Origin of the sequence: Pseudomonas sp. SID14000, assembly GCF_002165135.1 — a bacterium.
In the GTDB taxonomy this organism is placed as follows: domain Bacteria; phylum Pseudomonadota; class Gammaproteobacteria; order Pseudomonadales; family Pseudomonadaceae; genus Aquipseudomonas.
Genome location: NZ_NFZQ01000017.1, coordinates 35,476 through 58,447, shown reverse-complemented (window position 1 = coordinate 58,447; position 22,972 = coordinate 35,476). Strand labels below are relative to the sequence as shown.

General features: G+C 61.2%; 23 protein-coding genes and 2 pseudogenes. 8 read left to right on the top strand and 17 right to left on the bottom strand.

Translation table 11 applies throughout. The features are described from left to right. Window positions 1-203: 203 nt before the first annotated feature. The gene (locus tag CAY82_RS22200; RefSeq protein ID WP_087503079.1) at window positions 204-1,109 is read right to left on the bottom strand and encodes a LysR family transcriptional regulator; all 906 of its coding nucleotides are present in this window, start codon (window positions 1,107-1,109) and stop codon (window positions 204-206) included. 62 nt (window positions 1,110-1,171) lie between these two features. Here CAY82_RS22200 and CAY82_RS22195 point away from each other — a divergent pair, with 62 nt between their 5' ends. Genes CAY82_RS22195 through CAY82_RS22185 form a run of 3 tightly spaced genes read left to right on the top strand, consistent with a single transcriptional unit; the run spans window position 1,172 to window position 3,766 of the window. Next, window positions 1,172-2,458, top strand: coding sequence for a D-amino acid dehydrogenase (locus CAY82_RS22195; RefSeq protein WP_368681559.1), 1,287 nt, complete (start codon window positions 1,172-1,174; stop codon window positions 2,456-2,458). A 27-nt stretch (window positions 2,459-2,485) separates the two neighbouring features. Then, a complete protein-coding gene (locus CAY82_RS22190) occupies window positions 2,486-2,836 on the top strand; it encodes a RidA family protein (protein ID WP_087503077.1) in 351 nt (116 codons plus the stop codon). A 27-nt stretch (window positions 2,837-2,863) separates the two neighbouring features. Further along, on the top strand, window positions 2,864-3,766 hold the full coding sequence (locus tag CAY82_RS22185) for a transporter substrate-binding domain-containing protein (RefSeq protein ID WP_087503076.1): 903 nt from the start codon (window positions 2,864-2,866) through the stop codon (window positions 3,764-3,766). A gap of 121 nt (window positions 3,767-3,887) precedes the next feature. Here CAY82_RS22185 and CAY82_RS27160 read toward each other — a convergent pair. The 6 genes and pseudogenes from CAY82_RS27160 to CAY82_RS22155 all read right to left on the bottom strand — a co-directional run. After that, window positions 3,888-4,621: pseudogene (locus tag CAY82_RS27160) on the bottom strand (alanine racemase); the annotation flags it as partial. 306 nt (window positions 4,622-4,927) lie between these two features. After that, window positions 4,928-6,355 carry an amidase gene (locus tag CAY82_RS22175; RefSeq protein WP_087503075.1) on the bottom strand — a complete coding sequence of 476 codons (1,428 nt, stop codon included), beginning with the start codon at window positions 6,353-6,355 and terminating at the stop codon, window positions 4,928-4,930. Window positions 6,356-6,359: 4 nt separating this feature from the next. Further along, window positions 6,360-7,043, bottom strand: coding sequence for an amino acid ABC transporter permease (locus tag CAY82_RS22170; protein ID WP_087503074.1), 684 nt, complete (start codon window positions 7,041-7,043; stop codon window positions 6,360-6,362). After that, window positions 7,040-7,696, bottom strand: a complete 657-nt coding sequence (locus CAY82_RS22165) for an amino acid ABC transporter permease (protein ID WP_013971001.1) — start codon at window positions 7,694-7,696, stop codon at window positions 7,040-7,042. The genes CAY82_RS22170 and CAY82_RS22165 overlap by 4 nt, the downstream gene beginning before the upstream one ends. Beyond that, the gene (locus CAY82_RS22160) at window positions 7,696-8,484 is read right to left on the bottom strand and encodes an amino acid ABC transporter ATP-binding protein (RefSeq protein ID WP_087503073.1); all 789 of its coding nucleotides are present in this window, start codon (window positions 8,482-8,484) and stop codon (window positions 7,696-7,698) included. The genes CAY82_RS22165 and CAY82_RS22160 overlap by 1 nt, the downstream gene beginning before the upstream one ends. 77 nt (window positions 8,485-8,561) lie before the next feature. Next, window positions 8,562-9,434: an ABC transporter substrate-binding protein gene (locus tag CAY82_RS22155; protein ID WP_087503072.1), complete on the bottom strand. Its 873-nt coding sequence runs from the start codon at window positions 9,432-9,434 to the stop codon at window positions 8,562-8,564. Window positions 9,435-9,533: 99 nt separating this feature from the next. Here CAY82_RS22155 and CAY82_RS22150 point away from each other — a divergent pair, with 99 nt between their 5' ends. From CAY82_RS22150 to CAY82_RS22140, 3 genes and pseudogenes are all read left to right on the top strand, one after another. Beyond that, window positions 9,534-10,643 (top strand): GlxA family transcriptional regulator, encoded by a 1,110-nt coding sequence (locus CAY82_RS22150; RefSeq protein WP_087503071.1) that lies wholly within the window; start codon window positions 9,534-9,536, stop codon window positions 10,641-10,643. 107 nt (window positions 10,644-10,750) lie between these two features. Beyond that, window positions 10,751-11,239, top strand: a complete 489-nt coding sequence (locus tag CAY82_RS22145) for a GNAT family N-acetyltransferase (RefSeq protein ID WP_087503070.1) — start codon at window positions 10,751-10,753, stop codon at window positions 11,237-11,239. A gap of 36 nt (window positions 11,240-11,275) precedes the next feature. Then, a pseudogene (locus CAY82_RS22140) lies at window positions 11,276-11,530 on the top strand (bestrophin family ion channel); the annotation flags it as partial. 140 nt (window positions 11,531-11,670) lie between these two features. Here the strand turns inward: CAY82_RS22140 and phnE are convergent. The 4 genes from phnE to CAY82_RS22120 are packed head-to-tail and all read right to left on the bottom strand — an operon-like array spanning window position 11,671 to window position 14,925. Next, window positions 11,671-12,438 (bottom strand): phosphonate ABC transporter, permease protein PhnE, encoded by a 768-nt coding sequence (phnE, locus tag CAY82_RS22135; protein WP_087503069.1) that lies wholly within the window; start codon window positions 12,436-12,438, stop codon window positions 11,671-11,673. After that, window positions 12,435-13,262, bottom strand: coding sequence for an ABC transporter permease (locus CAY82_RS22130; RefSeq protein ID WP_087503068.1), 828 nt, complete (start codon window positions 13,260-13,262; stop codon window positions 12,435-12,437). Before CAY82_RS22130 ends, phnE begins: the two co-directional genes overlap by 4 nt. After that, a complete protein-coding gene (locus tag CAY82_RS22125) occupies window positions 13,256-14,050 on the bottom strand; it encodes a phosphonate ABC transporter ATP-binding protein (RefSeq protein WP_087503098.1) in 795 nt (264 codons plus the stop codon). Before CAY82_RS22125 ends, CAY82_RS22130 begins: the two co-directional genes overlap by 7 nt. A gap of 20 nt (window positions 14,051-14,070) precedes the next feature. Then, complete coding sequence (locus tag CAY82_RS22120) at window positions 14,071-14,925, bottom strand: putative selenate ABC transporter substrate-binding protein (RefSeq protein ID WP_087503067.1); 855 nt, start codon at window positions 14,923-14,925, stop codon at window positions 14,071-14,073. A 126-nt stretch (window positions 14,926-15,051) separates the two neighbouring features. Between CAY82_RS22120 and selD the strand changes: the two genes are divergently transcribed. Next, the gene (gene selD / locus CAY82_RS22115; protein WP_087503066.1) at window positions 15,052-16,086 is read left to right on the top strand and encodes a selenide, water dikinase SelD; all 1,035 of its coding nucleotides are present in this window, start codon (window positions 15,052-15,054) and stop codon (window positions 16,084-16,086) included. After that, window positions 16,086-17,198, top strand: coding sequence for a tRNA 2-selenouridine(34) synthase MnmH (gene mnmH, locus CAY82_RS22110; protein WP_087503065.1), 1,113 nt, complete (start codon window positions 16,086-16,088; stop codon window positions 17,196-17,198). The genes selD and mnmH overlap by 1 nt, the downstream gene beginning before the upstream one ends. A 325-nt stretch (window positions 17,199-17,523) precedes the next feature. On the opposite strand, the gene CAY82_RS22105 is transcribed toward mnmH, so the two are convergent. The 6 genes from CAY82_RS22105 to alaC form a co-directional block, all read right to left on the bottom strand. After that, window positions 17,524-18,063 carry a hypothetical protein gene (locus tag CAY82_RS22105; protein ID WP_087503064.1) on the bottom strand — a complete coding sequence of 180 codons (540 nt, stop codon included), beginning with the start codon at window positions 18,061-18,063 and terminating at the stop codon, window positions 17,524-17,526. Window positions 18,064-18,075: 12 nt separating this feature from the next. Continuing rightward, window positions 18,076-18,639, bottom strand: coding sequence for a GNAT family N-acetyltransferase (locus CAY82_RS22100; protein WP_087503063.1), 564 nt, complete (start codon window positions 18,637-18,639; stop codon window positions 18,076-18,078). Between the two features lie 588 nt (window positions 18,640-19,227). After that, window positions 19,228-19,479 carry a DUF3077 domain-containing protein gene (locus CAY82_RS22095; protein ID WP_087503097.1) on the bottom strand — a complete coding sequence of 84 codons (252 nt, stop codon included), beginning with the start codon at window positions 19,477-19,479 and terminating at the stop codon, window positions 19,228-19,230. A gap of 357 nt (window positions 19,480-19,836) precedes the next feature. Then, window positions 19,837-20,220: a YkgJ family cysteine cluster protein gene (locus tag CAY82_RS22090; protein ID WP_087503062.1), complete on the bottom strand. Its 384-nt coding sequence runs from the start codon at window positions 20,218-20,220 to the stop codon at window positions 19,837-19,839. 159 nt (window positions 20,221-20,379) lie between these two features. Then, on the bottom strand, window positions 20,380-21,507 hold the full coding sequence (locus tag CAY82_RS22085) for a hypothetical protein (RefSeq protein WP_087503061.1): 1,128 nt from the start codon (window positions 21,505-21,507) through the stop codon (window positions 20,380-20,382). 113 nt (window positions 21,508-21,620) lie between these two features. Next, window positions 21,621-22,829 (bottom strand): alanine transaminase, encoded by a 1,209-nt coding sequence (gene alaC / locus CAY82_RS22080; RefSeq protein ID WP_087503060.1) that lies wholly within the window; start codon window positions 22,827-22,829, stop codon window positions 21,621-21,623. Between the last annotated feature and the right edge of the window lie 143 nt (window positions 22,830-22,972).

Genomic DNA, 22,972 nt, shown 5'->3' with positions numbered 1-22,972 from the left:
GTAGAGAACTGAATTTGCAAGCGGCCCGCGTACCCTGTGGGAGCGGCTTTAGCCGCGAAGAATCCAACGCGGTGCATGGCACCGGCTGCGCCGGTGTTCGCGGCTAAAGCCGCTCCCACACGGTCGGTGCTAATTCAATGAGTTATGTGCAGTTCCATGAGAGTCCGGGCTGACATTGATGCGCTTTCCGGGCATATCTGCAATCAGCGCCAACGATCCAGTTGCCCCTGTGCTCGGCTGCTGAAAATCGTCAGCAGCTCGCTCAGTGTATGCGGTGACGGTTCGGCAGTACGGGTCACCGCATACAAGGTGATCGGCAATGCCGGGGCCAGCGGACGAATCGCGGTCGCCCCAGGCGCCGCGCCAAGGGCTGTGAAGGGGTCGATGACCGCCAGCCCAGCACCGGATTCGACCATCGCCCTGGCCAGTGAATAGGTCTGCACCGCAATGCTCACCCGTGGCGGTGGCTCCACCGCCTTGAGGTAGCTGTCGAGGCGCACCGACAGCGGGTCGGCGCTGGACAGCCCGATCAGGGACGCACCGGCCAGTGCCGTCAACGGCAGCGGCTTGCCTTCATCTTCCAGCGGCCAATAACCTGCTGGTGCCAATGCCACCAACACCCCGCTGGCCAGCGCCTGAGCCTTGAGCGCAGGGTGATCTGGCTGTTGCAGGGTCAGGGCGACATCGATCTCCCGCATCAACAGGTTCTGCACCAGTTCGCGACTGTGGGCGCTGGACAGCTCGCAGGCGATGTCCGGATAACGCTGGGTCCACTCATGAATGGCCGGCGGCAGCAGCGACAGGGCCAGTGCCGGGGTCGCACCGATCCGCAGGCTGTGGCCCGGCGCGCGACGCAGGCTTTGCGCCAGGCGTCGCACCCCTTGCAGGCTCTCCGTGACCTTGTCGACCTCACGCTCCAGTTCCAGCGCTTCGGGCGTGGGCTGAAGCTTGCCGCGCACCCGCAGGAACAACGGAAAGCCCAGTTGCTGCTCGGCGTGCTGCAGAACCTTGGTCACGGCAGGTTGAGAAACGTGCAGCAACTGTGCGGCACCGCTGACCGAGCCGGTCTGGCGGATAGCCTGGAAAATCTCGATATGGCGAAGGCGCATGGTAAGTCCATAACCTTTGTTTATGGCTCAGCGATCTTTATTCATTTTTCGCCACCTGTCACCTGGCCCTAACCTCAGGCTCGTTTCTACAACGACCAAGGACTGACATGGCTCAGCATGTATGCATCATCGGCGGTGGCGTCATTGGCCTGTCAACCGCTTACGCACTGGTACGCGACGGCTTTGACGTGACGCTGATCGAGGCTCGCGATTCGCTGGGCAGTGAAACCAGCTTCGCCAACGGCGGCCAGCTGTCCTATCGCTACGTGGCACCCCTGGCCGACGCCGGCGTGCCATTGCAGGCCATTGGCTGGATGCTGCGCGGTGACTCGCCGCTGCGATTGCGCCCGCGCTTCGATCGTGCACAGTGGCGCTGGATGGCAGCATTCCTCGGTGCTTGCCGCTCCTCGGTCAACCGCGCCAACGCAGGCCATCTGTTGCGCCTCGCGCTGTTTAGCCAGTCGACCTTGCAAGCCTGGCGAGAAGAGGATGGCCTGGATGGTTTCAACTGGCGGCGCAACGGCAAGCTGGTCACCTTCCGTCAGGCCAGCAGCTTCGAACATGCGCGCAAGAACCTTGCCGACCCCCAGCAACAACAGGTGCTGTCGCACGCCGACTGCACCCGTCTGGACCCGGCACTGGCAGAGGCACCTTTTGTCGGCGCCATCTATACCCCGGATGAAGAAGTCGGCGATTGCCACGGCTTTTGCCAGCAACTGGCGGCGCGCTTGCAGGCGTCGGGACGCTGCAAATTCCGCCTGGGCCGGGCGGTGTCCGGAATTCGCCATGCGCGTGGCATGGTGAATGCGATTGAACTGGACGACGAAGTGCTGCCGGTGGAGCACTTGGTCGTTGCAGCCGGCCATCGCAGTGCGTTGCTGGCACTGCCGGGCATCGACCTGCCGCTGTATCCGCTCAAGGGTTATAGCCTGACAGTGCCGATCGGCGCCCAGAACCGGGCGCCGGACCTGAGCATCACCGACTACGACCGCAAGATCGTCTACGCCCGGATCGGCGAACAGTTGCGGGTGGCGGCGATGGTCGACATTGTCGGGTTCGATCCGTCGCTGGACCCCAAGCGCCTGGCCCTGCTAAAACGCCAGGCCCGCGAAACCTTCGCCAATGCCGGTGACTACGACTACGCCATCGAATGGGCCGGCATGCGGCCGGCGACCCCTAGCGGCGTGCCGCTGCTGGGCGCAACGGCGTATCGCAATCTGTGGCTGAACCTCGGCCACGGTGCGCTGGGCTTCACCCTGGCCTGCGCCAGTGCACGATTGCTCAGTGAACTGATCGGCCAGCGCCGCCCCTCCATCGACCTGCAGGGCTTTACGCCCCGTGCGGCTTGAACGCTTACTCCTTAGAAGGACCACCCGATGACCATTAACCGTATCCAGCCCAACCCACGCTTGTCCGGCGCCGTGACCTTCGGCGACCTGGTGTTTCTCTCCGGCCAGGTGCCGGACGACGCCACCGATGTCGGCGGCCAGACTCGCCAAGTACTGGAAAAGATCGACGCATTATTGGCCGAGGCGGGCAGCGACAAGGATCACTTGCTCAGCGCCACCATTTACCTGAAGGACATCGGCAAAGATTTCGCAGCGATGAATGACGTGTGGTCTGCCTGGCTGTCGCCCGGCCAGGCACCAAGTCGCACTACCTTGCAGGCCGAACTGGCGCGTCCGCAGGTGTTGGTGGAAATAACCGTCATTGCGGCACGTCGCTAACCCCCTCACCTGCAACGGAGAATAACAATGCGAAAAATCACGTTGATCGGCTGCACCCTTGGCCTGTTGCTAGGCACCCAGGCCCATGCTGACGAAGCAGCGCTGGGGCCTACCCTGAGCAAGATTGCCAGAGCCAACAGCATTACCCTGGGCTATCGCGATGCTTCAGTGCCGTTCTCCTACGTGGGCGATCATTCGGGCCAACCCATGGGCTACTCGGTAGACCTGGCGAGCAAGATCGTCGAGCGGGTGCGGCAGAAGCTGGCGCTGCCCCAGCTCAAGGTGAAGTACAACCTGGTGACATCTCAAACCCGCATTCCGCTGGTGCAGAACGGTACCGTCGACCTGGAGTGCGGCTCTACCGGCGTCACCGCAGAGCGCCAGAAGCAGGTGGCGTTTTCCTATGGGTTCATCTATGTCAAAGGTCAATTACTGACGGCCAAAGACAGCGGAATCAAGAGTTTCACCGACCTGCGCGGCAAGAATGTGGTAACCACCGCTGGCACCACGAACGAACGCTATCTGAAAAGCTACAACGTCGATAACAAGATGGACATGTACGTGATCAGCGCCAAGGACCATGGTGAAGCCTTCCAGATGTTGCAGTCCGGCCGGGCGGCGGCGTTCTACATGGACGATGCGCTGCTCTACGGCGAACGCGCCAAGGCTCGCGATCCGCACAACTGGGTGGTGGTCGGGGAAGAGCAGTCGCGGGAAATCTACAGCTGCATGGTGCGCAAGGATGACCCGCAGTTCCTCGCGCTGGTGAACGCGTCACTGGGCGAGCTGTACAGCTCAGGGGAAATCAACGGGATCTACCAGCGCTGGTTCGAACAGCCGATTCCGCCTAAAGGCTTGAACCTGGAGTTCCCGATGACCAGCGAACTCAAGGCCATCATTGCCAAGCCGGTGAGTGATCCGGTGCAGTAGCTTCTGCTCCCCGCTCATACCCATGAAGATTACGGGTCGGCAGTGACCTGCGAGCGCGTCACTGCCAAAAGTCGCTACTGCGTGAGCGTTACCACCACAGTAGCGACCAACCCCTCACTGGTTAGTCGGAAGCTTTATCCGTCACCAGGGTTTGAGGATTGCTACTCCCCCAAACGGTAGCAAGGTCCACCAGCAAAGTGCCGCTGAGTTCTTCAAGTTCACTCTGGGTAATTTCGCTGTCTCCTTGTTTACCAAAGAGCACCACTTGATCGCCAGCGCGCACAGCAGGGATATCTGTCACGTCCACCATGACTGTATTCATGGATACTTTCCCTACCACTGGAGCACGCTGCCCATCGCTTCTGTCAATGCCGGCAGCCTTTATCAGCCAAGCCGTTTGCTCATTGAAAGCGCTGTTTGCTCATTGAAAGCGCTGAGCCCTTGCCGAACATCATCCTTATCCTGCACTGCGAAATGCGTCATGATGCCGACCAGCTAAAGAGGCGCCAAACGCGTGATTGCCAAGGCTTCTTGCCGACCTTGCTCAGTGCCCATTTCAAGGCCGTTACGGCTCATGCCACCTGCGCTCAAGGCCAGGTGGACCTTCAGTCGCTGCCCATGTTTTTCAGCAATAGCGGCCATTTGTCGAGCATAATCGAGGCTACTGACCAGCTCCTCCATCTTGTACGGGAATGCCCCTTCCACCTCGGCCAACGTCGCTGTGCGTACGCGGACAAGCTCTCCCTTGAACCCACTTTCACGTACAACTCGAGCCTCTTCATTGCTGGCAACGCCAACGCAGGGCACCTCCATTTTCAGCACAGACGGCATCAATAAAGCGACACCATGACCATAGCAGCCTGAACATACCCTTGCCCTATAATCGTCGCCAAGGAAAGAGCAATAACAGTCCGTGTTAAAGTCATACAATACAAGTCCTGGTACACTATACAGCTGATGAGGGCGGCGAAGCTTACAGTCATGTATTTCCTGCGCAAGCTACTAACCAAGCAAGAAAATGGCTTGACTTGACGTGCAGCAAGAAACACTACTGAAAACGACAAAATAAAACTAAGCACAAGGCAAAAGCGTTATTGAAACGCCCCCAACTTGCAATGCTGCCAAGGTGATACCCAGGGATATGTCAAACCGTCACATGGATCACGCAACCGCTTTGTCTGCCAACGCCCAGCCCTCAGGCCGTAGCGTGTGCCAGTCACTGACCTGTTGATAAGCATGGCCAATGCGCAGAATCAGCGGTTCGGCGAATGCCCGCCCCACAATCTGCATCGAGACCGGCATGCCTTTCTCATCGAACCCGATGGGCACCGCCACCGAACACAGGTTCAGCAAGTTGGCGAACCGCCCCAGCAAGGCCAGCGGTGTGCCATATTCATCGACCTGATCCAGCGGCACACTGCCAATAGCGTTGGTCGGGAAAACGCAGGCGTCTATGTTGGTCATGGCCTCCTGCATGGCATGCCGAGCGGCGCGGCGCTGATTGTGCAACTGGATGTACGACGCTGCGTCGATGTCGCGACCACTGAGTATGCGACGTTGAACATGGGGATCGAAACGCAGATCGTCGCGCTCGAACAAGCTACCCAGGCTGGCATAACCTTCGGCGCTCATCAGTCCACCAGCGATGCGCATGCACTGTTCCAACGAGGTGGGTAGCGGTTGCTCTATCAGTTGCACGCCCAACGCGGCCAGCTGCTCGAGCCCCAAATCGTAAGCCTTCAGCACCCCGGGCGCGACATGCGCTCGTTCGGCCTGTGGCAACACCCAGATGCGCAAACCGGCTACCGGCTTATTGAGACCGGCAGCGGCGCTGAATACAGGCGCCTGGGCCGAAACCGGATCCAGCGGGTCTGGCCCCAGCAATGCATCCAGCATCCACGCCGCATCTTCAACGGTATGAGTGATAGGCCCTACCGAATCCAGCGAAGGACACAGTTCGATCAAGCCATGGCGACTGATAAGCCCACGCGTGGTTTTCAGCCCGACCAGGCCGCACATGCCCGCCGGAATCCGTACCGAACCGCCGGTATCGGTGCCCAACGCAGCGCTCGCCAATCCACTGGCCACGGCCACTGCCGAACCGCTGCTTGAGCCCCCCGGAGCGTGATGCACGTTACGGTCCCATGGGTTCCATGGCGTGCCCATCACCGCATTGGTGCCCCAGCCGCCGAAGGCGAATTCGACGGTATGGGTCTTGCCAAGAATGATTGCACCAGCACGCTCCAGGCGTTGCACTGCAGTGGCGGTCACCCTCGAAACACGCGGTTGCTGTGCCACTGACCCGCCCGTGATGGCCTGGCCATCGATCTCGAACAAGTCCTTGATAGCCAGAGGAATGCCATGCAGCGGTCCCAGGTGTATACCGGACGCACGCTGGCGATCAGCGGCGATGGCTGCGCTCAAAGCACGCGAGGGATAGGTCTCGACATAGGCATTGAGCTGCTCGTCAAAGTGCTCGATGCGCGCCAGTTGCGCACGAACCAGCGCTTCGCTAGTCAGCGATCCCGCCTGCAGTGCCTGCTGCAACTGGGCAATGCTGTGGGAAGTAACTCGATCCATGATGCTCATATGTTCAACCTCGCACGGTTTTGCGCCCGCGTGAAAAGTGCTTTTCAAGCACGCGCGACAGCATTGAAAGAGGGAAGGCGATAACAAAATAGAAGAGTCCTACCAGCAGGAAGACATGCATTGGCAGGAAGGTTTCCGAAGCGATGGCCCGCGCCGCCAGCATCAACTCATCGGTGGCGATCAGAGCGCACAATGAGCTGTCCTTGAGGATCGACACGTAGGCGTTAAGCAGTGGTGGCAGTATGACGCGAAACACTTGCGGCAGGATGACGGTAGTAAACGCTCTGAGCGGCGTCAGTCCGATGGCGATAGCGGCTTCGCGCTGGCCGCGATGCAGCGAGTCCAGGCCGCCACGAAGGATTTCCGCAACGTAAGCGGCACCCTGCAACCCCAGACCGATGGCCCCGGCCCAGTAGCCGGACAACGTCAACCCCAGGCTGGGCAATGCGAAATACAGGGCCAGCAGCAACGCCAGAAGAGGCACAGCGCGCATGCTCTGAATAAAGAACGCTGCCAGCCGTTTCAGGATGACACTCGGACTTCTCATCGCCCAGACCAACAACGCCCCCAGCACGACTGCCAGGGCGAACCCCACCAGGGACAATTCGGCAGTGATCCGTGCCCCGAGCAACAGGCGAGCACTCCAGTCGCTCCAGTACTCCGGGTACTGTTGAAAAAAGCTGATCATCGCGCGCTCCCAAAATGACGTTCGAGGCGAATGAATCCCACACCGATCGGTAGAATCATCGCGGCGTAGATACACATCACAGCCAAATAGATCAGTGAAGTCTGGAAGGTGGACGTCACCAGATTGCGCGCCAGGAACATGATTTCCGGCACGGCAATGGCCGAGGCGATGGACGTGTCCTTGATCAATTGCGTGACGTAGTTGGCGAACGCTGGCAACGTCACGCGCAGGGCCTGGGGCAAGAGAATGCAGCGCAAAATCTGCATCCGGCTCAGCCCCACAGCCAACCCGGCTTCATGCTGACCGACATGCAGCGACTGCAAGCCGCTACGGAAAATATCGGCCAACACCGCGCTGCCCACCAGACTCAATCCAACGATGGCGGCCAGCCACGCGGGCAAGTTGATGCCAAGGTAGGAGAGACCGAAATAGATCAGGAACAAATGCGCCAGCGCAGGAACATTGCGCATCCACTCAATGAAACAGCCGATCACCCCATGCAACACCCGTGATCGACTGAACGTCAGCAACACCGCCAGCACTACCCCTCCGACACTCGCCAGCAGCAAGGTACATAGCGCGATTTCCAGGGCGGTGAGCGCGCCTTTGAACAACAGAGGCAGTAGCCCGACAAAGACCTCGAAGTTCGCCATCAAGCGCCCTCCATGGCCATGCGCCCAAGAAAACTGCGGGTGCGCTCATGGCTTGGGTTGTCGATTACATGCGCCGAAGGCCCTTGCTCGATTATGTGTCCGCCATCCATGAAGATCACCCGATCCGCCACATCCCGAGCGAAGCGCACTTCATGGGTCACCATGATCATGGTGCGGCCCTCTTGCGCCAGCTCACGAATCACGGCCAGTACCTCCCCCACCAGTTCGGGGTCCAGTGCCGAGGTCGGCTCGTCGAACAGGATGACCTTCGGTTGTTGGGCCAACGCGCGGGCGATAGCGACTCGCTGTTGTTGTCCACCGGACAACTGCTCGGGGTAGACCTCGGCCTTATGCCGCAGATGGACTTTTTCCAACATGGCATCGGCCAGCTCATAGGCCAGCTTTCGCGGCATACCCTGTGCCTTGATCGGCCCCAGCGCGACGTTGTCGCGTACGCTCAAGTGTGGCCAGAGGTAAAAGAGCTGGAACACCATCGCGATCTCGCGACGCTGCGGAGCCATTTCCCGATCACTCATCAGACGTATGCGTTTACCGTCCTTGACCTGGCCGATCAACTCATCCCCCAGCCAGATATCACCTCGAGTGGGTTTTTCCAGGTAATTGATGCAACGCAGGCACGTGGACTTTCCCGACCCGCTGGGGCCGATCAACGACAGGGTTTCACCGGCTTTCAACTCCAGGTTGATCCCTTTGAGTACTTCCAGATCACCATAACTTTTGTGCAGGTCATGCACTCGCAGCAACGCAGGTTCGGACGGAGTCGACATCTTGGTTAACCTCTTTTTTTTATAGACATGGCGATGAACCGGCACCGGCTACCAGGCCGATTCATCCGCTCAAGCGCTTACTTGCAGCCGGGCAGTTTCCAGTCCGCCGGACGGTCGACCCCCTGCCTCAGGTCCTTGCCTTCCGGCACATACCAGACATCCTGAGTCAGGCCGTAGCGGGCACCGATCTTGCGCATTTCACAGCTTTTCCAGAGGGTCTGGATCTGTTCGTTCACGGCAGCCACCAACTGCGGGCTGGCCTCTTTGTTGAAGCCGTAAACCACCTGACCTAACCCCGTCAGCAGTGGGAAATTCGGATCGTTGTCGGTGAAGGCGTTGAAACGCAGGTGCCACTGCTCGTTGCGAAAAATGGCGTATTGCATGACTGGAGGATCACCGATCACTGCATCGATGCGTCCGGCGAGAAGATCGCGCACCGCGGCATCGGAGGTGTCGTACAAAGCAACTTGCAACCCTTCGATCTTGCGCATCTCTGGGATGAACGAGAAACCGGTGATGGTGCCGACCTTCTTGCCCTGCAAATCTTTGAGGCTGCTCCAGTTGGTCTTGTCGGTCTGGGTGATGCCGTTCTTGAAATAGTGAATCGGGTCACTCACGGTCATGATCTTCGCGCGCTGCTCGGTCCAGCCCATGGTGCCGGCCATGACATCCACGCGGTTAGCTTGTACCGAGGCGATGGTGCTGGCCCAGTCCATCAAGGCAGGCTTGACTTTCAAGCCCAGCTTCTCAGATATTTGTTGAAGGATTTCACCGTCATAGCCGACCATCCGGCTGTCTTGATAACCGGTCCCCGGCATATCGCCAGTGAACGCGATAGTCAGGCTTCCAGGCTCTACCGTTTCCAGTGCGAATGCCGGCACCGAGGCCAGCATGGATACCAGCAAACCCGCGTAGATACCGGCAAAACGTCGAACGTTGGGCTTCTTCATCACGTGCTCCTAGATTGCTTTTTTTATGAACAGCATGGTGTTAGGCAGGAGCTCATCGTATGGTGATCATCGGGATAACTGGTTGGATGCTTTGCAGGAATGATTGAACATTTGCGACATTTCGGAGATGCACTGCCCAACACCTCCAGCGCAAGCCTCGTGGAAGCGCTTGACAAGGGTCAGGCACGACATCCGCCAAGCCGACGCGGCGCCACCGAGTTGTCTATAGGTATCGTGCTATGGCCGCGCTTCCCCTTGCTGTCACTCTCGGGGCTGACCGATGCGTTGCGACATGCTGCCGATACCGGCGATCAGAGCCGCCCGATACGATGCCAATGGAAAGTCCTCGGTACCCCTGGGCAAAGAGTCATTTCCAGTTGCGGGCTGGATGTACCCATCGACAGTGAACTCACCGACCCTCATCAATTCGATTACATCGTGGTGATTGGTGGGCTACTGGATTACCTGGAGGCAGCGCCGAAGACTTATCCGGCATTCCTGCATCAGGCAGCCGCCGCTGACGTGCCATTGATCGGCCTATGCACAGGCAGCTTCGTACTCGCGCGACATGGCCTGATGGAGGGACGTACTGCCTGTGTGCATGCCTACCATTGCGATGACTGGAAACGTCTGTTCCCACGATTGCGCTTTGTCAGCAACAGTGACTTCCTCATCGACAAGGATCGGATCACCTGCGCAGGTGGTATCTCGGTGATCGAGTTGGCCATCCATCTTATCGGGATGCATTGCGGCCCGGATCGGGCCGGCAAGGTCGTTCACCAGATGACCGTTGCGAAAAGCAGCTCTGGCAGTTTCGTCGATCGACGCAAGGCCCTTGGCTACGCCAGCTCTTCGAACAGGCGCCTGCACGAAGCCGTGATGCTGATGGAAAAGCACATGACCGAGCCTTTGGATATCGACGCGATCGCGAACCTTGTCGGTACCAGTAAACGGCAACTGGAGCGTCTGTTTGTCGCCGAAACCAGTAGCACTCCGGCCCAGTTCTATCGCCAGGTTCGACTCAGGTTTGGCCGCTGGCTGCTCATCAGCTCGGATCGACATATCGGAGAAATCGCTTTCGAATGCGGTTTTGCCGATGCTCCCCATTTCATTCGGCATTTCCAGAACCTGTTCGGCATGTCCCCCGGCAAATTGCGCAAAGAGCTGATGCGAAACGCGACCCCGACCAAGGGGGAAACAGCTTCATGAATAGTGAGCATTGACCCGTCGCGGGGCAGAATATGACTTCCCCCGCCCCTTGTGGGGGCGGGCTTGCCCGCGAAGTGGCCCGACCAGCCAGCACACAAGGACTTGCTATGCACCTGACCCACCGCCCCGTACGGCCCGACGATATCCCTGGAATCTGCAGCTTCCCGCAAAGCCCGGCCGAACTGTTCTACATGTTCCCCAAAGCCAAGTACCCTCTCTCCCCCGCCCAGCTGAACGATGCCATCGCCCAGCGCAGCAGCTCCACGGTGGTGGAAGGCAACGGCACGGTGCTGGCATTCGCCAACTTCTACAAGGCCGAACACGGTGGCGTGTGCGCCCTGGGCAACGTGGTCGTGGCCCACGCCGCACGCGGCCACGGCGTAGCGCGCTACCTGGTAACTGCCATGATCGAACTGGCCCGCCAACAGTTCGCAGCCCGGGAGGTCTGGGTGTCGTGCTTCAACCACAACACAGCGGGCCTGCTGCTTTATCCACAGCTGGGCTTCGTGCCGTTCGGCATCGAGGAACGGCAGGGGTGGGATGGCTCGCGGGTGGCATTGGTGCAGATGAAACAAGAGTTGATCCAACCCGGCTGAGTCAGCGAGGCACTGCATGGGGCTGGACGAGAAGATCCGCGGTTGTTCATCACACTGTTCTGTTTGATCGTGCCGGTGGGGCTGGTGGAGTCGCTGGGCTGGTTCACACCGCTGGCTTCGACGGTGGTGGGCTTCATGTTGCTGGCTATCGAGCGGATCGGGACGGACCTGCAAAGCCCGTTCAGGCTCAGTGAGCACCAGATCCAGATGGACAGCATTTGCGAGACGATCGAGCGCAACCTGGAGTCGATGCAGCGGGAGGCGCAGTGTGCCGAAGTTGGTGGTGCCTGAGCGACTTTTGGGGGCTGCTTTGCAGCCCATCGCGACGCAAGGCCGCTCCCACAGTTACGGCACAGGCCTCAAACGCTGTGCTCTACCTGTGGGAGCGGCCTTGTGTCGCGAAAGGGCCGCAACGCGGCCCCGGCTATCGATCAAGCCCGCACATAACGCTGGCGCAACACATCACTCAACGCATCCACCAGCAACACCAGCACCAGCATCCCCATGATCACCGTGCTGGCCTGTGCCTCCTGGAACAGGCTCAGGGTGGTATACAGCATCTGCCCCAACCCGCCAGCACCGACAAACCCCAGCACGCTGGCCATGCGGATGTTGTTCTCCCAGCGGTACAGGCTATAGGCCAGCAACTGCGGCCACAGGTTCGGCAAGGTGCCAAAGCAGAATGCCGCCACTTGGCTACCGCCCTGCAAGCGGATGGCCGCCGCCGGCTCCGGCGGTGCATTCTCCAGCGCCTCGGCAAACAGCCGCCCCAGCACGCCGGCAGTATGCAGCGCCAACGCCAGGGTACCGGCATTCGGCCCAAGCCCGGCCGCCAGTACCGTCAGCGCAGCCCACACCAGTTCCGGGATGGCCCGCAGGGCATTCAGCAGCAACCGCGCACAGGCCTGCAACGGCCAACCGAATCGCCCAGCAGCCGGCAGCGCCAGCAGTATGCCCAGCACCATGGCCAACAAGGTGCCCAGGCCCGACATGGCCAGGGTTTCCAGCGCCCCATGCGCAACCGCGCGCAGGTGCCCGACAGACAGGTCCGGGTGCAGGAAACGCCCGGCATACTCCCCCATCTGCCCCAGCCCGCCGTTGCCGACCAGCGCTTGCAAGTCCAGCTCCAGATATGCGAACGAGCTCATTACCGCAGCCACGATGGCGCCTAGCACCAGCAAGTTGATCACCCGGTTCATGCCAGCCTCCAGCGCAGGAAGCGGCTGAGCAGGTCGGCCAGCATCACCAGGACCAGGAACGTCAGCAGCATGCTCGCCACCTCCGCACCGGCGAACATGCGCATCGACAGGTCGATCTGCTGCCCCAGCCCGCCAGCACCGACAAAGCCCATCACCACCGAGGCGCGTACCGCGCACTCCCAGCGGTACACGGTATACGACACCACTTCGGACACCGCACTTGGCAGGATGCCATAGAGAAATGCCGACAGCCGGCCACTACCCGCCTGCAGCAAGGCATGGGCCGGGCGCTGGTCGACCGACTCGAAAATCTCGGCATAGACCTTGCCGAGCATGCCGCTGTAGGTGATGGCGATGGCCAGCACACCCGCCGTTGGCCCCAGCCCTACGGCCCGCACGAACAGCAACGCCCAGACGATTTCCGGGACACTGCGCAGGAAAATCAGCAACCAGCGCACCGGCAGGCGCAGCAGGCGCGACCACAACCCGGCGCGACCGCCACGGGAGGCGGCGCGCAACGACAGGGCACGGCTCGCCAACAGCCCGGCGGGGACCGCCAGCAGCAACGCTAAAGCCATGCCAGTGGTGGCCACAGCCAACGTCTGCAACGTGGCTTCATACAGCAGCGAAAGGAAGTCGGCATCGTGTGCCGGCGGCCAGAAGGCGCTGGTGAAGCTGGCGATCTGCTCACGGTTCTCCGCCTGCAGCAGTACCCCGGGGTTCAGTTCGCTCAACCGGATGCCAGGCCACAGTACCACCACCGCCAGCAGGGCCAGCAGCAAGCGCGGCAACAGCGCCGGGTCGTGGGCATCAAGCTTCAGCATCGCGGAATCTGCACGGTCAGGGTCGGCCCCTGGATTGGCGACGACGCCAGTTGTTCGTTGGCGTACAGTGCATCCAGCAACTGCTCGGTCACCGCTTGCGCCGGGCAGTCGAACACCACCTGCCCTTCGCGGATACCAATCACCCTCGGGAAGTGCGCCAGTGCCAGGTCCACGGCATGCAGACTCGCCACCAGGGTCACGCCATTGGCCTGGGCGTGGCGGTTAAGCAAGGCCAGGCTGTGGTCGGCCAGCACCGGGTCCATGGCTGACACCGGCTCGTCGGTCAGTAACACCTCCGGCTGCTGGTATAGCGCCCGGGCAATGCCCACTCGCTGCAACTGGCCACCGGACAATTGCCCGCACTGCACGAACAGCTTGTCGGCCAGTCCCAGCTCGGCCAGTACCTGGCGCGCCCCCGGCACATCGCTGGGGTACAGCAGGTTGAGTAAGCCTCGCAGTACGCCCCACTGCCCCAGGCGGCCGGCCAGAACCGCCGTCACCACCCGCTGGCGCGGCGGCAAGGGCGGCGCCTGGTGCACCAGGCCGACCCGCGCACGCAGGCGCTGACGCGCCCTGACGGACAATGCCCAGGGCTGCTCGCCGAGCAACTCCAGGCGCCCGCTGTTGGGCTGGATGGCGGTCGCCATCAGGTGCAGCAAGCTGGACTTTCCCGCCCCCGAAGGCCCGATGATGGCGACGCGCTCACCCTGGCCGATGCGCAGGCTCACGGCGTCAAGCGCACGCACCTGGCCATGGCGCAGCCCGACCCCGTGCAGATGAATAGCCACCTTGGAAGCCACTGTAGATGTCACTTGAGCAGGCCAGCCTCACGTGCAGCCTGCTCGGTGCCCACGTAGTTCTCAGGCTTGGTCTCGATGAAGCGGCTGGCGGCCTGCAGGTCGAGAATCGCCTTGTGCTCCGGGTTGGCCGGATCGAGGTCCAGGAAGGCTTTCTTGATCTTCTCTTTCAGCGCCGGGTCCATGTTACCGCGCACGGTCCAGTTGTAGTCGAAGTAGGTCGGGGTGGTGGCGAACACCTTCACCTTGGCGGTATCGACCTTGCCGGCATCCACCAGCTTCTGCCACACGCTGGCGTTGAGCACGCCACCATCGACCTTGCCGGCCTGCACCCAGGCTACGGTGGCATCGTGGGCACCGGAGTAGGCAACGCGGCTGAAGTAGTCTTCAGGCTTGATGTTGTCCTGCTTGAGCATGAAGTAACGCGGCATCAGGCTGCCCGAGGTGGACGAGATGGAACCGAAGGCAAACGATTTGCCCTTGAGGTCGGCCAGGCTCTTCACGTCGGGGTTGGCGGTGATGAACTTGGAGGTGAACTGCGCATCCTGTTCACGCTGCACCAGCGGCGTGGCGGTCGGGTCCTTCAGGTGCACCTGGACGAAGGTAAAGCCGCCCAGCCAGGCCAGATCGAGGCGATCGGAGGCCAGTGACTCGACCACCGCCGGGTAGTCTGCAACCGGTACGAACTTCACCTCCATGCCCAGTTGCTTGGCCAGATACTCGCCCAGCGGCTTGAACTTGCGCTGCAGTTCGGTCGGTGCTTCGTCAGGGATGGCGCTGACCCGCAGGGTGTCAGCAGCCTGGGCGACAACGGCACAACAAGACAGCACGAGGCCGGCGGCGAGCGCCAGAGGGCGTTTGAGCATGGGTGTTCTCCGGTTCAATAGCGGGGAAAGGCCGGCCTATGCGCCGGCAACGGGAATTATAAGAGGCGCAGGCGCAAAGGCCAGCTTTGCTACAATCGCGCAACAAATTGACCTCCTGAGGTACACATGAGCGAGCCGATTCGCCTGACCCAGTACAGCCATGGTGCCGGCTGTGGCTGCAAGATCTCCCCGAAGGTGCTGGATGTGATCCTCGCCGAAAGCGGCGCCCAGGCCCTGGACCCGAAACTGTGGGTGGGCAACGCCTCGCGTGACGACGCTGCCGTGTACGCGCTGGACGACGAGCGCGGCGTGGTCTCGACCACCGACTTCTTCATGCCGATCGTCGATGACCCGTATGACTTCGGCCGTATCGCCGCCACCAATGCCATCAGTGACATCTACGCCATGGGCGGCGACCCGCTGATGGCCATTGCCATCCTCGGCTGGCCGGTCAACGTACTGCCGCCGGAAGTGGCCCGGGAAGTGATCCGCGGAGGCCGTGCGGTATGCGCCGAAGCCGGCATCCCACTGGCCGGTGGCCACTCCATCGACGCCCCCGAGCCGATCTTCGGCCTGGCGGTCACCGGCGTGGTCAGCAAGCGCCACCTCAAGCGCAACGACACTGCCAGCGCAGGCTGCCGCCTGTACCTGACCAAGCCACTGGGCATCGGCATCCTGACCACCGCCGAGAAGAAGGCCAAGCTGCGCGCGCAGGACCAGGGCCTGGCCCGCGACTGGATGTGCACCCTCAACACTCCCGGCAGCCGTTTCGGCAAGCTTGACGGTGTCAAGGCCATGACCGACGTCACCGGTTTCGGCCTGCTCGGCCACCTGGTGGAACTGGCCGAAGGCAGTGGCCTTACCGCGCACCTGGACTATGCCGCCGTACCGCGGCTGCCCAGCGTCGACCACTACCTGGCCGAGGGCTGCATCCCCGGCGGTACCCTGCGCAACTTTGACAGCTACGGGCACAAGATCGGCGCCCTGAGCGACGACCAGAAGCACCTGCTGTGCGACCCGCAGACCAGCGGTGGCCTGCTGGTGGCGGTTACCCCGGAAGGTGAAGCCGAATTCCTGGCGGCGGCCGCCGAACTGGGCCTGCAACTGGCGCCGATCGGCAAGCTGGTCGAGCGACAGAGCCATGCGGTCGAGGTGATCTGATGCGCCCCGACTGCACCGACTTCCGCCAGCTGTTCCTCGACGACGTGCCGATGATGGACATGCGCGCACCTGTCGAATTTGCCAAGGGCGCCTTTCCCGGTGCCGTCAACCTGCCGCTGATGAACGACCAGGAGCGGCAGAGGGTGGGCACCTGCTACAAGCAGCAGGGCCAGGCCGCCGCTATCGCCCTGGGCCACCAACTGGTCAGCGGCGCCACCAAGCAGGCACGCCTGGAGGCTTGGGCAGCATTCGCCAAGGCCCATCCGGAAGGCTACTTATACTGCTTCCGTGGCGGCCTGCGCTCGCAGATCGTGCAGGGCTGGCTGCGCGATGAAGCTGGCATCCAGTACCCTCGCGTCAAAGGTGGCTACAAGGCCATGCGTACGTTCCTGCTGGAGACTACCGAGCAGGCGGTGGAGCAATGCGATTTCGTGCTGGTGGGGGGCCTGACCGGCACCGGCAAGACTGACGTGCTGCACCAACTGGATAACGTGCTCGACCTGGAAGGCCATGCCAACCACCGTGGTTCCAGCTTCGGCAAGCGCGCCACTGCGCAGCCGGCACAGATCGACTTCGAAAACAGGTTGGCCATCGACGTGCTGAAGAAGCGCGCCCGTGGCATCGAGCAGTTCGTACTGGAGGATGAAGGCCGCATCGTGGGCAGTTGCACGGTGCCGCTGGAGCTGTACCAAGGCATGCAGCAGTATCCGCTGGTGTGGCTGGAAGACAGCTTCGCCAACCGGGTAGAACGCATTCTGCGCGACTACGTGATCAACCTCAGCGCCGAGTTCGTCAGTGTGCATGGTGAAGAAGACGGCCCCCGGCTGTTCGCAGAGCGCATGTTGCAGAGCATGGCCAACATCTACAAACGCTTGGGGGGGGAGCGCTATCAGCGGCTGTCGGAAGTCCTGCGCCAGGCCCTGGAAGAACAGCAGCGCAGCGGCGCGGTGGACCTGCACCGTGGCTGGATCGAAGGGTTGCTGAACGAATATTACGACCCGATGTATGCCTACCAGCGCGCGGCCAAGGCTGAACGTATCGAGTTTGCCGGGGATGCCGTGGAAGTGCGCGAGTACCTCAAGGCCCGGGCGCTACGCGAACCGCGCAAGTAGAAACGTGCGGTGGATGGCACCGGCGTTGCCGGTGTTCGCGGGTAAACCCGCTCCCACAGGTACAGCGTGATCTCAAAGCTTGCGAAATACCTGTGGGAGCGGGTTTACCCGCGAAGAGGCCCGTATAGACAACCTTACTGCCCGGGACTAAGCACCCGCTCCAGCTCCGCCACCCGGTCGCGGGTCATGTCCATCACACAGGCCCCACCTTCCAGCTGCGCCATGGTCCCGCCACTGGCTTGTACATGGACCTGCCAGCGACAGCACACAGACCAGTGCCGGGGCCCGTCAGGTAATGCTTACCCATGCGCCCTCCTTATGGACTTCAAAGCGTCTGCGGCTGTTCCGGCGGCATCAGCACCTTGCCCGGCTCGAAGCGCAGCGACGGCATCTGCGTTGCCGCATACAGCGCCACGCCAAGCGCCGCAATCAACAGCACATCCAGCCAACTCCAGCCTGGCATGTCGCCGGCGCTGCGCGCCCTCCAGCAATGCCAGGCCTGCCCCACGCAAAACACCACCATCGCCGCCAGCCACAGGTAGAAACCGGCACCAAGGCCGGTCAGGTCATGAAACTCATAGCTCTGGTTGTCCGGCAAACGGTCAATGCCGAAACTGCTGGCAGCCAGGTACACAGCCACCAGCCCAACCAGCAATGCCAGCCGGCGAAAACGTCTATGGGCAAGGATCGCCAAGGCCAGTAGCGGGTTGGCAAACCATTGGTACAAGCCGAAGGGCACGCCCCAGGGACCGTACAACAGCATTTGCAGGGCCGGCATGTGGCGGTCGCCGCTCATCAGCGCGCCATCGAAGAACAGTGCGAGCAGGTAAAGCAGCAGGCTGACGCTCAGGTAGAAAACTGGCAAAAGATTTATTTCCTAGGCAACCGGGGGCTCTAGCAGAAGGCCATAAATACCCGAATCGGACAACTCGCCGGCAACGCACCAACGCGCACGCAGGGTACCTTCCAGCACAAAACCCTGGCGCTCCAGGGTGCGTGCCGACCCTTGGTTACGCGGGTCGATCTCGCCTTCCAGACGGCGCATGTGCAAGGTGTGGGCGAGGTAGTCGATGAAGCAGGTCAGTGCTTCGTCCATGTAGCCCCTGCCCTGCACCGCGCTGGCCAGGCAGTAGCCGATCTCGCCACGGCGGGAAACGTCGTCGATGTTGAACAGCTGAACCATGCCGATCAGTTCTCCGCTGTCACGGCGGTACATGCCAAGCTTGAGCTGGTCACCATTGGCATAGGCTTCGCGGTCGGCGGCCAGGGCGCTTTCGGCTTCGGCCAGATCTTGCCAGGGGGCATGATGCCAATAGCGCATGACCTCGGGGTCGGCCATGATCGCCAGCCATTGCGCGGCATCGGCATGGCGCATGGGGCGCAATTGCAGACGCGGGCTGTCGAGGCAGAGGTCACTGGGGAAACTGCGGGGTGGGGTCACGCCGGATCTCCTGTCCATTGCTGGGGAGATGACAGTTTAACTTCATGTGGGGTGGGTGGGGCATGTCTTGGGTTTTGGGGTGTGTTTGAGGGGGGCCTGCCTTGGGTTTGGGGTTGTATTTGAGAGGTGCCTGCCTTGGGTTTGGGGTTGTATTTGAGAGGTACCTGCCTTGGGTTTGGGGTTGTATTTGAGAGGTGCCTGCCTTGGGTTTGGGGTTGTATTTGAGAGGTGACTGCCTTGGGTTTGGTGGTGGTGCGGAAATCGAGCGCCGCCCGCGCGGCGCTTCGCGGGACAAGCCCGCTCCCACATTTGTTGCAACGTGGCCATGCCTGTGGGAGAGGCGTTGTCAGCCTTTGTACAGGACTTGAGGCAGGTGGGGCGGCAGCAATGCCAACCCAGAAATCCAGTCAGCCCACCAAGGCTGGCAACCATGGCCTGACAGGTTCGGCACGTTGCAACAAATGTGGGAGCGGGCTTGTCCCGCGAAGCGCCGCGCGGGCGGCGCTCGGTCTCAAAACCACCGCAAACCTTTCGGCATGCAGCTGTCAGCCGCTACTGGCCAGCCCGACAGGCACATCAGGCCATTACTCAATCTCCGCGGTTCAACCCCACTTCCATGTCATTGATCAGCGCCTTGGCCATGGCACTGAGAATCCGTGCCGCGCTGCCGGCGATCTTGTCGCCCTCCATCTCGGCCTCTTCGTTCAGATGCTTGATGCAGCCGATCAGGACCGACAATTCATCGAATGCCAGGTCAAGCGGTACGCCCGGTTCTACCCGGTACAACTCGAGGAACTTCTCCACGCCTGCGGTGGTGCGGGATTTGAGGTGATTGATCATGATGAACTCCAAATGTGTGCTGGAGGCAACCACCTCGATCCTTCTCACAGATTTGGGCGGCAGCCGTGCGCGAGGTGAGAAGCCCGTGTTGGAGTCACCACGGTCAGGCCAAAGCCTGCACGCGCACAGCTGCCATAAGCTGACAAGGGACTACCAACAACGAGTTCTCACACTCGCTCGCCTTCTGGGCGAACGGTGAAGTTAACGCTGTGGTATTTCCCTGCCTATCAGACGGCATCCGACTGAGCTCGTAGGATAATTCCCAATGCCCGGCCACCTGAAGCATTTGGTTTCAGGTTCAGAATCTTCTTACAGCTGATGCCCGCGAAGAGGCCGGCACAGACAACCTTGGAAGAATCAGGCCACCTCAGCCCCATCATCCGGCCAATGCGGCTCATTAGCCCCCGGCGGGGTCAGCGGTGGCAGGCCATACGCCGCCCGCGCATCGTCGCAGCTGGGGTTATGCACCCCACCCACCCACGACGCCTCGAACTCGCGGCAAGGGCTGGAACGGTTGGCGTAAATGGTACAAGCCACCTCTTTACCGATCTCGCCATCAAGGCTGACGCAGCGGCAGGGCTTGGCATCGGTACCGATCATGGCAACACGGGTGGGGTTGATCTGTACCACCAGGTCGTCCGGCACAACGCCCCCGGCAGACTGGCATTCGCCCCAGAAAAAGGACACACGGAAGTACCCGCAGCAGGCGCCGCAGTCAAGGCAAGGGTTATATTCGGACATGATGGCACGGAGGGAAGGTTGTTGTTATCGGGCCTGGCCCGCGGCGCCATTTTCAATCCAAGCCGGGGCGTCTGGATAGAGGGGGAATGCAAAAATATTTGCCGCTGATCCGGCAATTGAGCATGGACGACCAGCGCCTTCGCCGGCCGCCCGTTCAAGTTAGCGTAATGCCTTGTAGGAAGTGACATCCCAGCGCTGCAAGCCAAGGCCTTCGGTCGGGTCATAGCCATCACCACATACCTTGCTGAAGTGTGTGCGAGCCTCGCCGCAATGCACCAGCCGGTCGTCCTTTTCGCCCTCGGTCAGTACGGTATAGGACTCGCTGCGCATGGCCTTGTACTGCCCTTCGGCAGCAGCCATGACCCTGTGATACTGCATCAACTGGTTGTCGCTCAGGGACAGGCGCTTGTCCAGCTGCACACCCCACCGGGTCAGGCAGACCTCGGCAAAATGCCGAACGATCAACCCCGGCTCCACCAGTATCTTGCCGTCACCCGCACCGTCGACCGAGGCGTTACCCACCAGCGTGGCATGGCGGCCTGGCATGGGGTAGATGCAGATCCGCGTATCTGGCTCGACCGACGGGATCACACAGGCAAAGCCTTTGGATCGCTCGTCCCGCGAATAGAAACCCACGTACTCGCGGACATTGCCCGCCAGGGTTACCCGCTGGCTTTGCAGGTTGCCGATGCCTGGCACCGGGTCGATGGCGAAGATATTGACTGGTATGCCCCGCAATACAGGGTCCTGCGCCATGGCGTTGCCCAGCATGTGGCAACTGATCCCTCCCCTGCTCCAGCCCACCAGATTCACCTGGGTCGGCAGGCGCGGCTTACGGAACAGCTTGATGATGCGTTCCTGCAGCTCCTGTGGAGTTGGGTGGCGCTCGCCGTAGTCATAGGTGCGCCAGAACCAGGAAGCCGTGGAGGAAGCATCCGGGATAGGTACGCCAGCGTTCTTCAGCCGCTCGTATTCTTCTTCGCTCAGCTTGGTGCGCTGCCAGCTGCTCTCGCCTTTTATCACCTGCAGCACATGGTTGACGTTCTCTTCCCAGCCACGACCGAACAACTGGCCAGTCCAGTTGAAGTAGCCGCCGGGCTCGACGAACAGGTTGTCGTCCTGGAGGTTGCCGCTACCGGGGCCGTCAACGGCGATCCAGTGGGCGAACTCGCGGCCTTGGTCGTTGCTGGCCAGGGTCGAGACCAGCTCGCCATTCCAGAAATTGGGGTTGGCGTCGTCGAAGCGGTGGGAACCGGTGCCGCAGAAATAGGCGGTGAAGACACTCATTTTAGGCTCTCTGTGTTGATAAATGAGTGCAGAAAATAGGTAGATCAATCGGCGGGATGCAGGCGGAAAACTCGCCTTTGAGTCAGTCGGGGCTGCTTTGCAGCCCCAATGGTTTACTTGCGGGTCAAACCATCAGCCCGGAACATCTGCCGGATCCCGCGAATCGCCTGGCGAATACGGTCCTGGTTCTCGATCAGGGCAAAGCGCACATGGTCGTCACCATAGTCACCAAAGCCAATCCCCGGCGACACACACACCTTGGCCTCGGCCAGCAGCTTCTTGGAAAACTCCAGCGAGCCCAGGTGCGCATACTCCGGCGGGATCTTCGCCCACACGTACATCGAGGCCTTGGGGTTCTCGACCATCCAGCCCAGTTCGTGCAGCCCTTTCACCAGCAGGTTGCGGCGCTGGCGGTATTGCTCGGCAATGTCGCGCACGCACTGCTGGTCACCTTCCAGTGCGGCAATGGCGGCCACTTGCAGCGGGGTGAAGGTGCCATAGTCGTGGTAGCTCTTGATCCGCGCCAGGGCGCTGACCAACTCGGGGTTGCCGACCATGAAGCCGATCCGCCAGCCGGCCATGTTGTAGCTCTTGGACAGGGTGAAGAACTCCACCGCGATGTCCTTGGCCCCCGGCACCTGCATGATCGATGGTGCTTTCCAGCCGTCGTAGACGATGTCGGCATAGGCCAGGTCATGCACCACCAGCACGTTGTACTGCTTGGCCAAAGCCACCACGCGCTCGAAGAAGTCCAACTCCACGCACTGGGCGGTAGGGTTGGACGGGAAGCCGAGGATCATCATCTTCGGCTTGGGGATCGACTCACGGATGGCCCGCTCGAGTTCGTTGAAGAAGTCCACTCCCGGCACCAACGGCACCGAACGCACCTGGGCTCCGGCGATCACCGCCCCGTAGATATGGATCGGGTAGCTGGGGTTGGGTACCAGCACTGTGTCGCCCTGGTCGAGGGTGGCCAGCATCAGGTGCGCCAGGCCTTCCTTCGAGCCGATGGTGACGATGGCTTCGCTTTCCGGGTCGATGTCGACCTCGTAGCGTTCCTTGTACCAGTTGGAGATGGCCCTACGCAGGCGCGGGATGCCGCGGGAGGTGGAGTAGCCGTGGGTGTCTTCACGCTGGGCGACCTGCACCAGCTTCTCAACGATGTGCGGTGGGGTAGCGCCATCGGGGTTGCCCATGCTCAGGTCGATGATGTCCTCGCCACGGCGGCGGGCAGCCATCTTGAGCTCGGCAGTGATGTTGAAAACGTAAGGGGGGAGACGATCGATGCGCGCAAAGCGGCGCGGCGAACCTGGGTTGGCCATGGTTTCCTCTGAGTACGTAAGCGCCCGGAACCGTCCGAGCGACGTTGGCCGATGTGGCGGCCTGGATCAGAAGATAGTGCCGAAACAGGATGACTGTAAAGGACAATTTCCTGTTTTGTTAGAATTTTTCAGATGTATTTTTT

Excerpts from the sequence above, each read along its gene's own strand:
- CAY82_RS22155 (WP_087503072.1), bottom strand. The coding sequence starts at position 9,434 with ATGAAGAAGCCCAACGTTCGACGTTTTGCCGGTATCTACGCGGGTTTG.
- CAY82_RS22185 (WP_087503076.1), top strand. The coding sequence starts at position 2,864 with ATGCGAAAAATCACGTTGATCGGCTGCACCCTTGGCCTGTTGCTAGGC.
- CAY82_RS22090 (WP_087503062.1), bottom strand. The coding sequence starts at position 20,220 with ATGTCCGAATATAACCCTTGCCTTGACTGCGGCGCCTGCTGCGGGTAC.
- mnmH (WP_087503065.1), top strand. The coding sequence starts at position 16,086 with ATGCGCCCCGACTGCACCGACTTCCGCCAGCTGTTCCTCGACGACGTG.
- CAY82_RS22130 (WP_087503068.1), bottom strand. The coding sequence starts at position 13,262 with ATGCTGAAGCTTGATGCCCACGACCCGGCGCTGTTGCCGCGCTTGCTG.
- phnE (WP_087503069.1), bottom strand. The coding sequence starts at position 12,438 with ATGAACCGGGTGATCAACTTGCTGGTGCTAGGCGCCATCGTGGCTGCG.
- CAY82_RS22200 (WP_087503079.1), bottom strand. The coding sequence starts at position 1,109 with ATGCGCCTTCGCCATATCGAGATTTTCCAGGCTATCCGCCAGACCGGC.
- CAY82_RS22190 (WP_087503077.1), top strand. The coding sequence starts at position 2,486 with ATGACCATTAACCGTATCCAGCCCAACCCACGCTTGTCCGGCGCCGTG.
- CAY82_RS22165 (WP_013971001.1), bottom strand. The coding sequence starts at position 7,696 with ATGGCGAACTTCGAGGTCTTTGTCGGGCTACTGCCTCTGTTGTTCAAA.
- CAY82_RS22095 (WP_087503097.1), bottom strand. The coding sequence starts at position 19,479 with ATGATCAATCACCTCAAATCCCGCACCACCGCAGGCGTGGAGAAGTTC.
- alaC (WP_087503060.1), bottom strand. The coding sequence starts at position 22,829 with ATGGCCAACCCAGGTTCGCCGCGCCGCTTTGCGCGCATCGATCGTCTC.
- CAY82_RS22175 (WP_087503075.1), bottom strand. The coding sequence starts at position 6,355 with ATGAGCATCATGGATCGAGTTACTTCCCACAGCATTGCCCAGTTGCAG.
- selD (WP_087503066.1), top strand. The coding sequence starts at position 15,052 with ATGAGCGAGCCGATTCGCCTGACCCAGTACAGCCATGGTGCCGGCTGT.
- CAY82_RS22160 (WP_087503073.1), bottom strand. The coding sequence starts at position 8,484 with ATGTCGACTCCGTCCGAACCTGCGTTGCTGCGAGTGCATGACCTGCAC.
- CAY82_RS22170 (WP_087503074.1), bottom strand. The coding sequence starts at position 7,043 with ATGATCAGCTTTTTTCAACAGTACCCGGAGTACTGGAGCGACTGGAGT.
- CAY82_RS22120 (WP_087503067.1), bottom strand. The coding sequence starts at position 14,925 with ATGCTCAAACGCCCTCTGGCGCTCGCCGCCGGCCTCGTGCTGTCTTGT.
- CAY82_RS22150 (WP_087503071.1), top strand. The coding sequence starts at position 9,534 with ATGATTGAACATTTGCGACATTTCGGAGATGCACTGCCCAACACCTCC.
- CAY82_RS22085 (WP_087503061.1), bottom strand. The coding sequence starts at position 21,507 with ATGAGTGTCTTCACCGCCTATTTCTGCGGCACCGGTTCCCACCGCTTC.
- CAY82_RS22145 (WP_087503070.1), top strand. The coding sequence starts at position 10,751 with ATGCACCTGACCCACCGCCCCGTACGGCCCGACGATATCCCTGGAATC.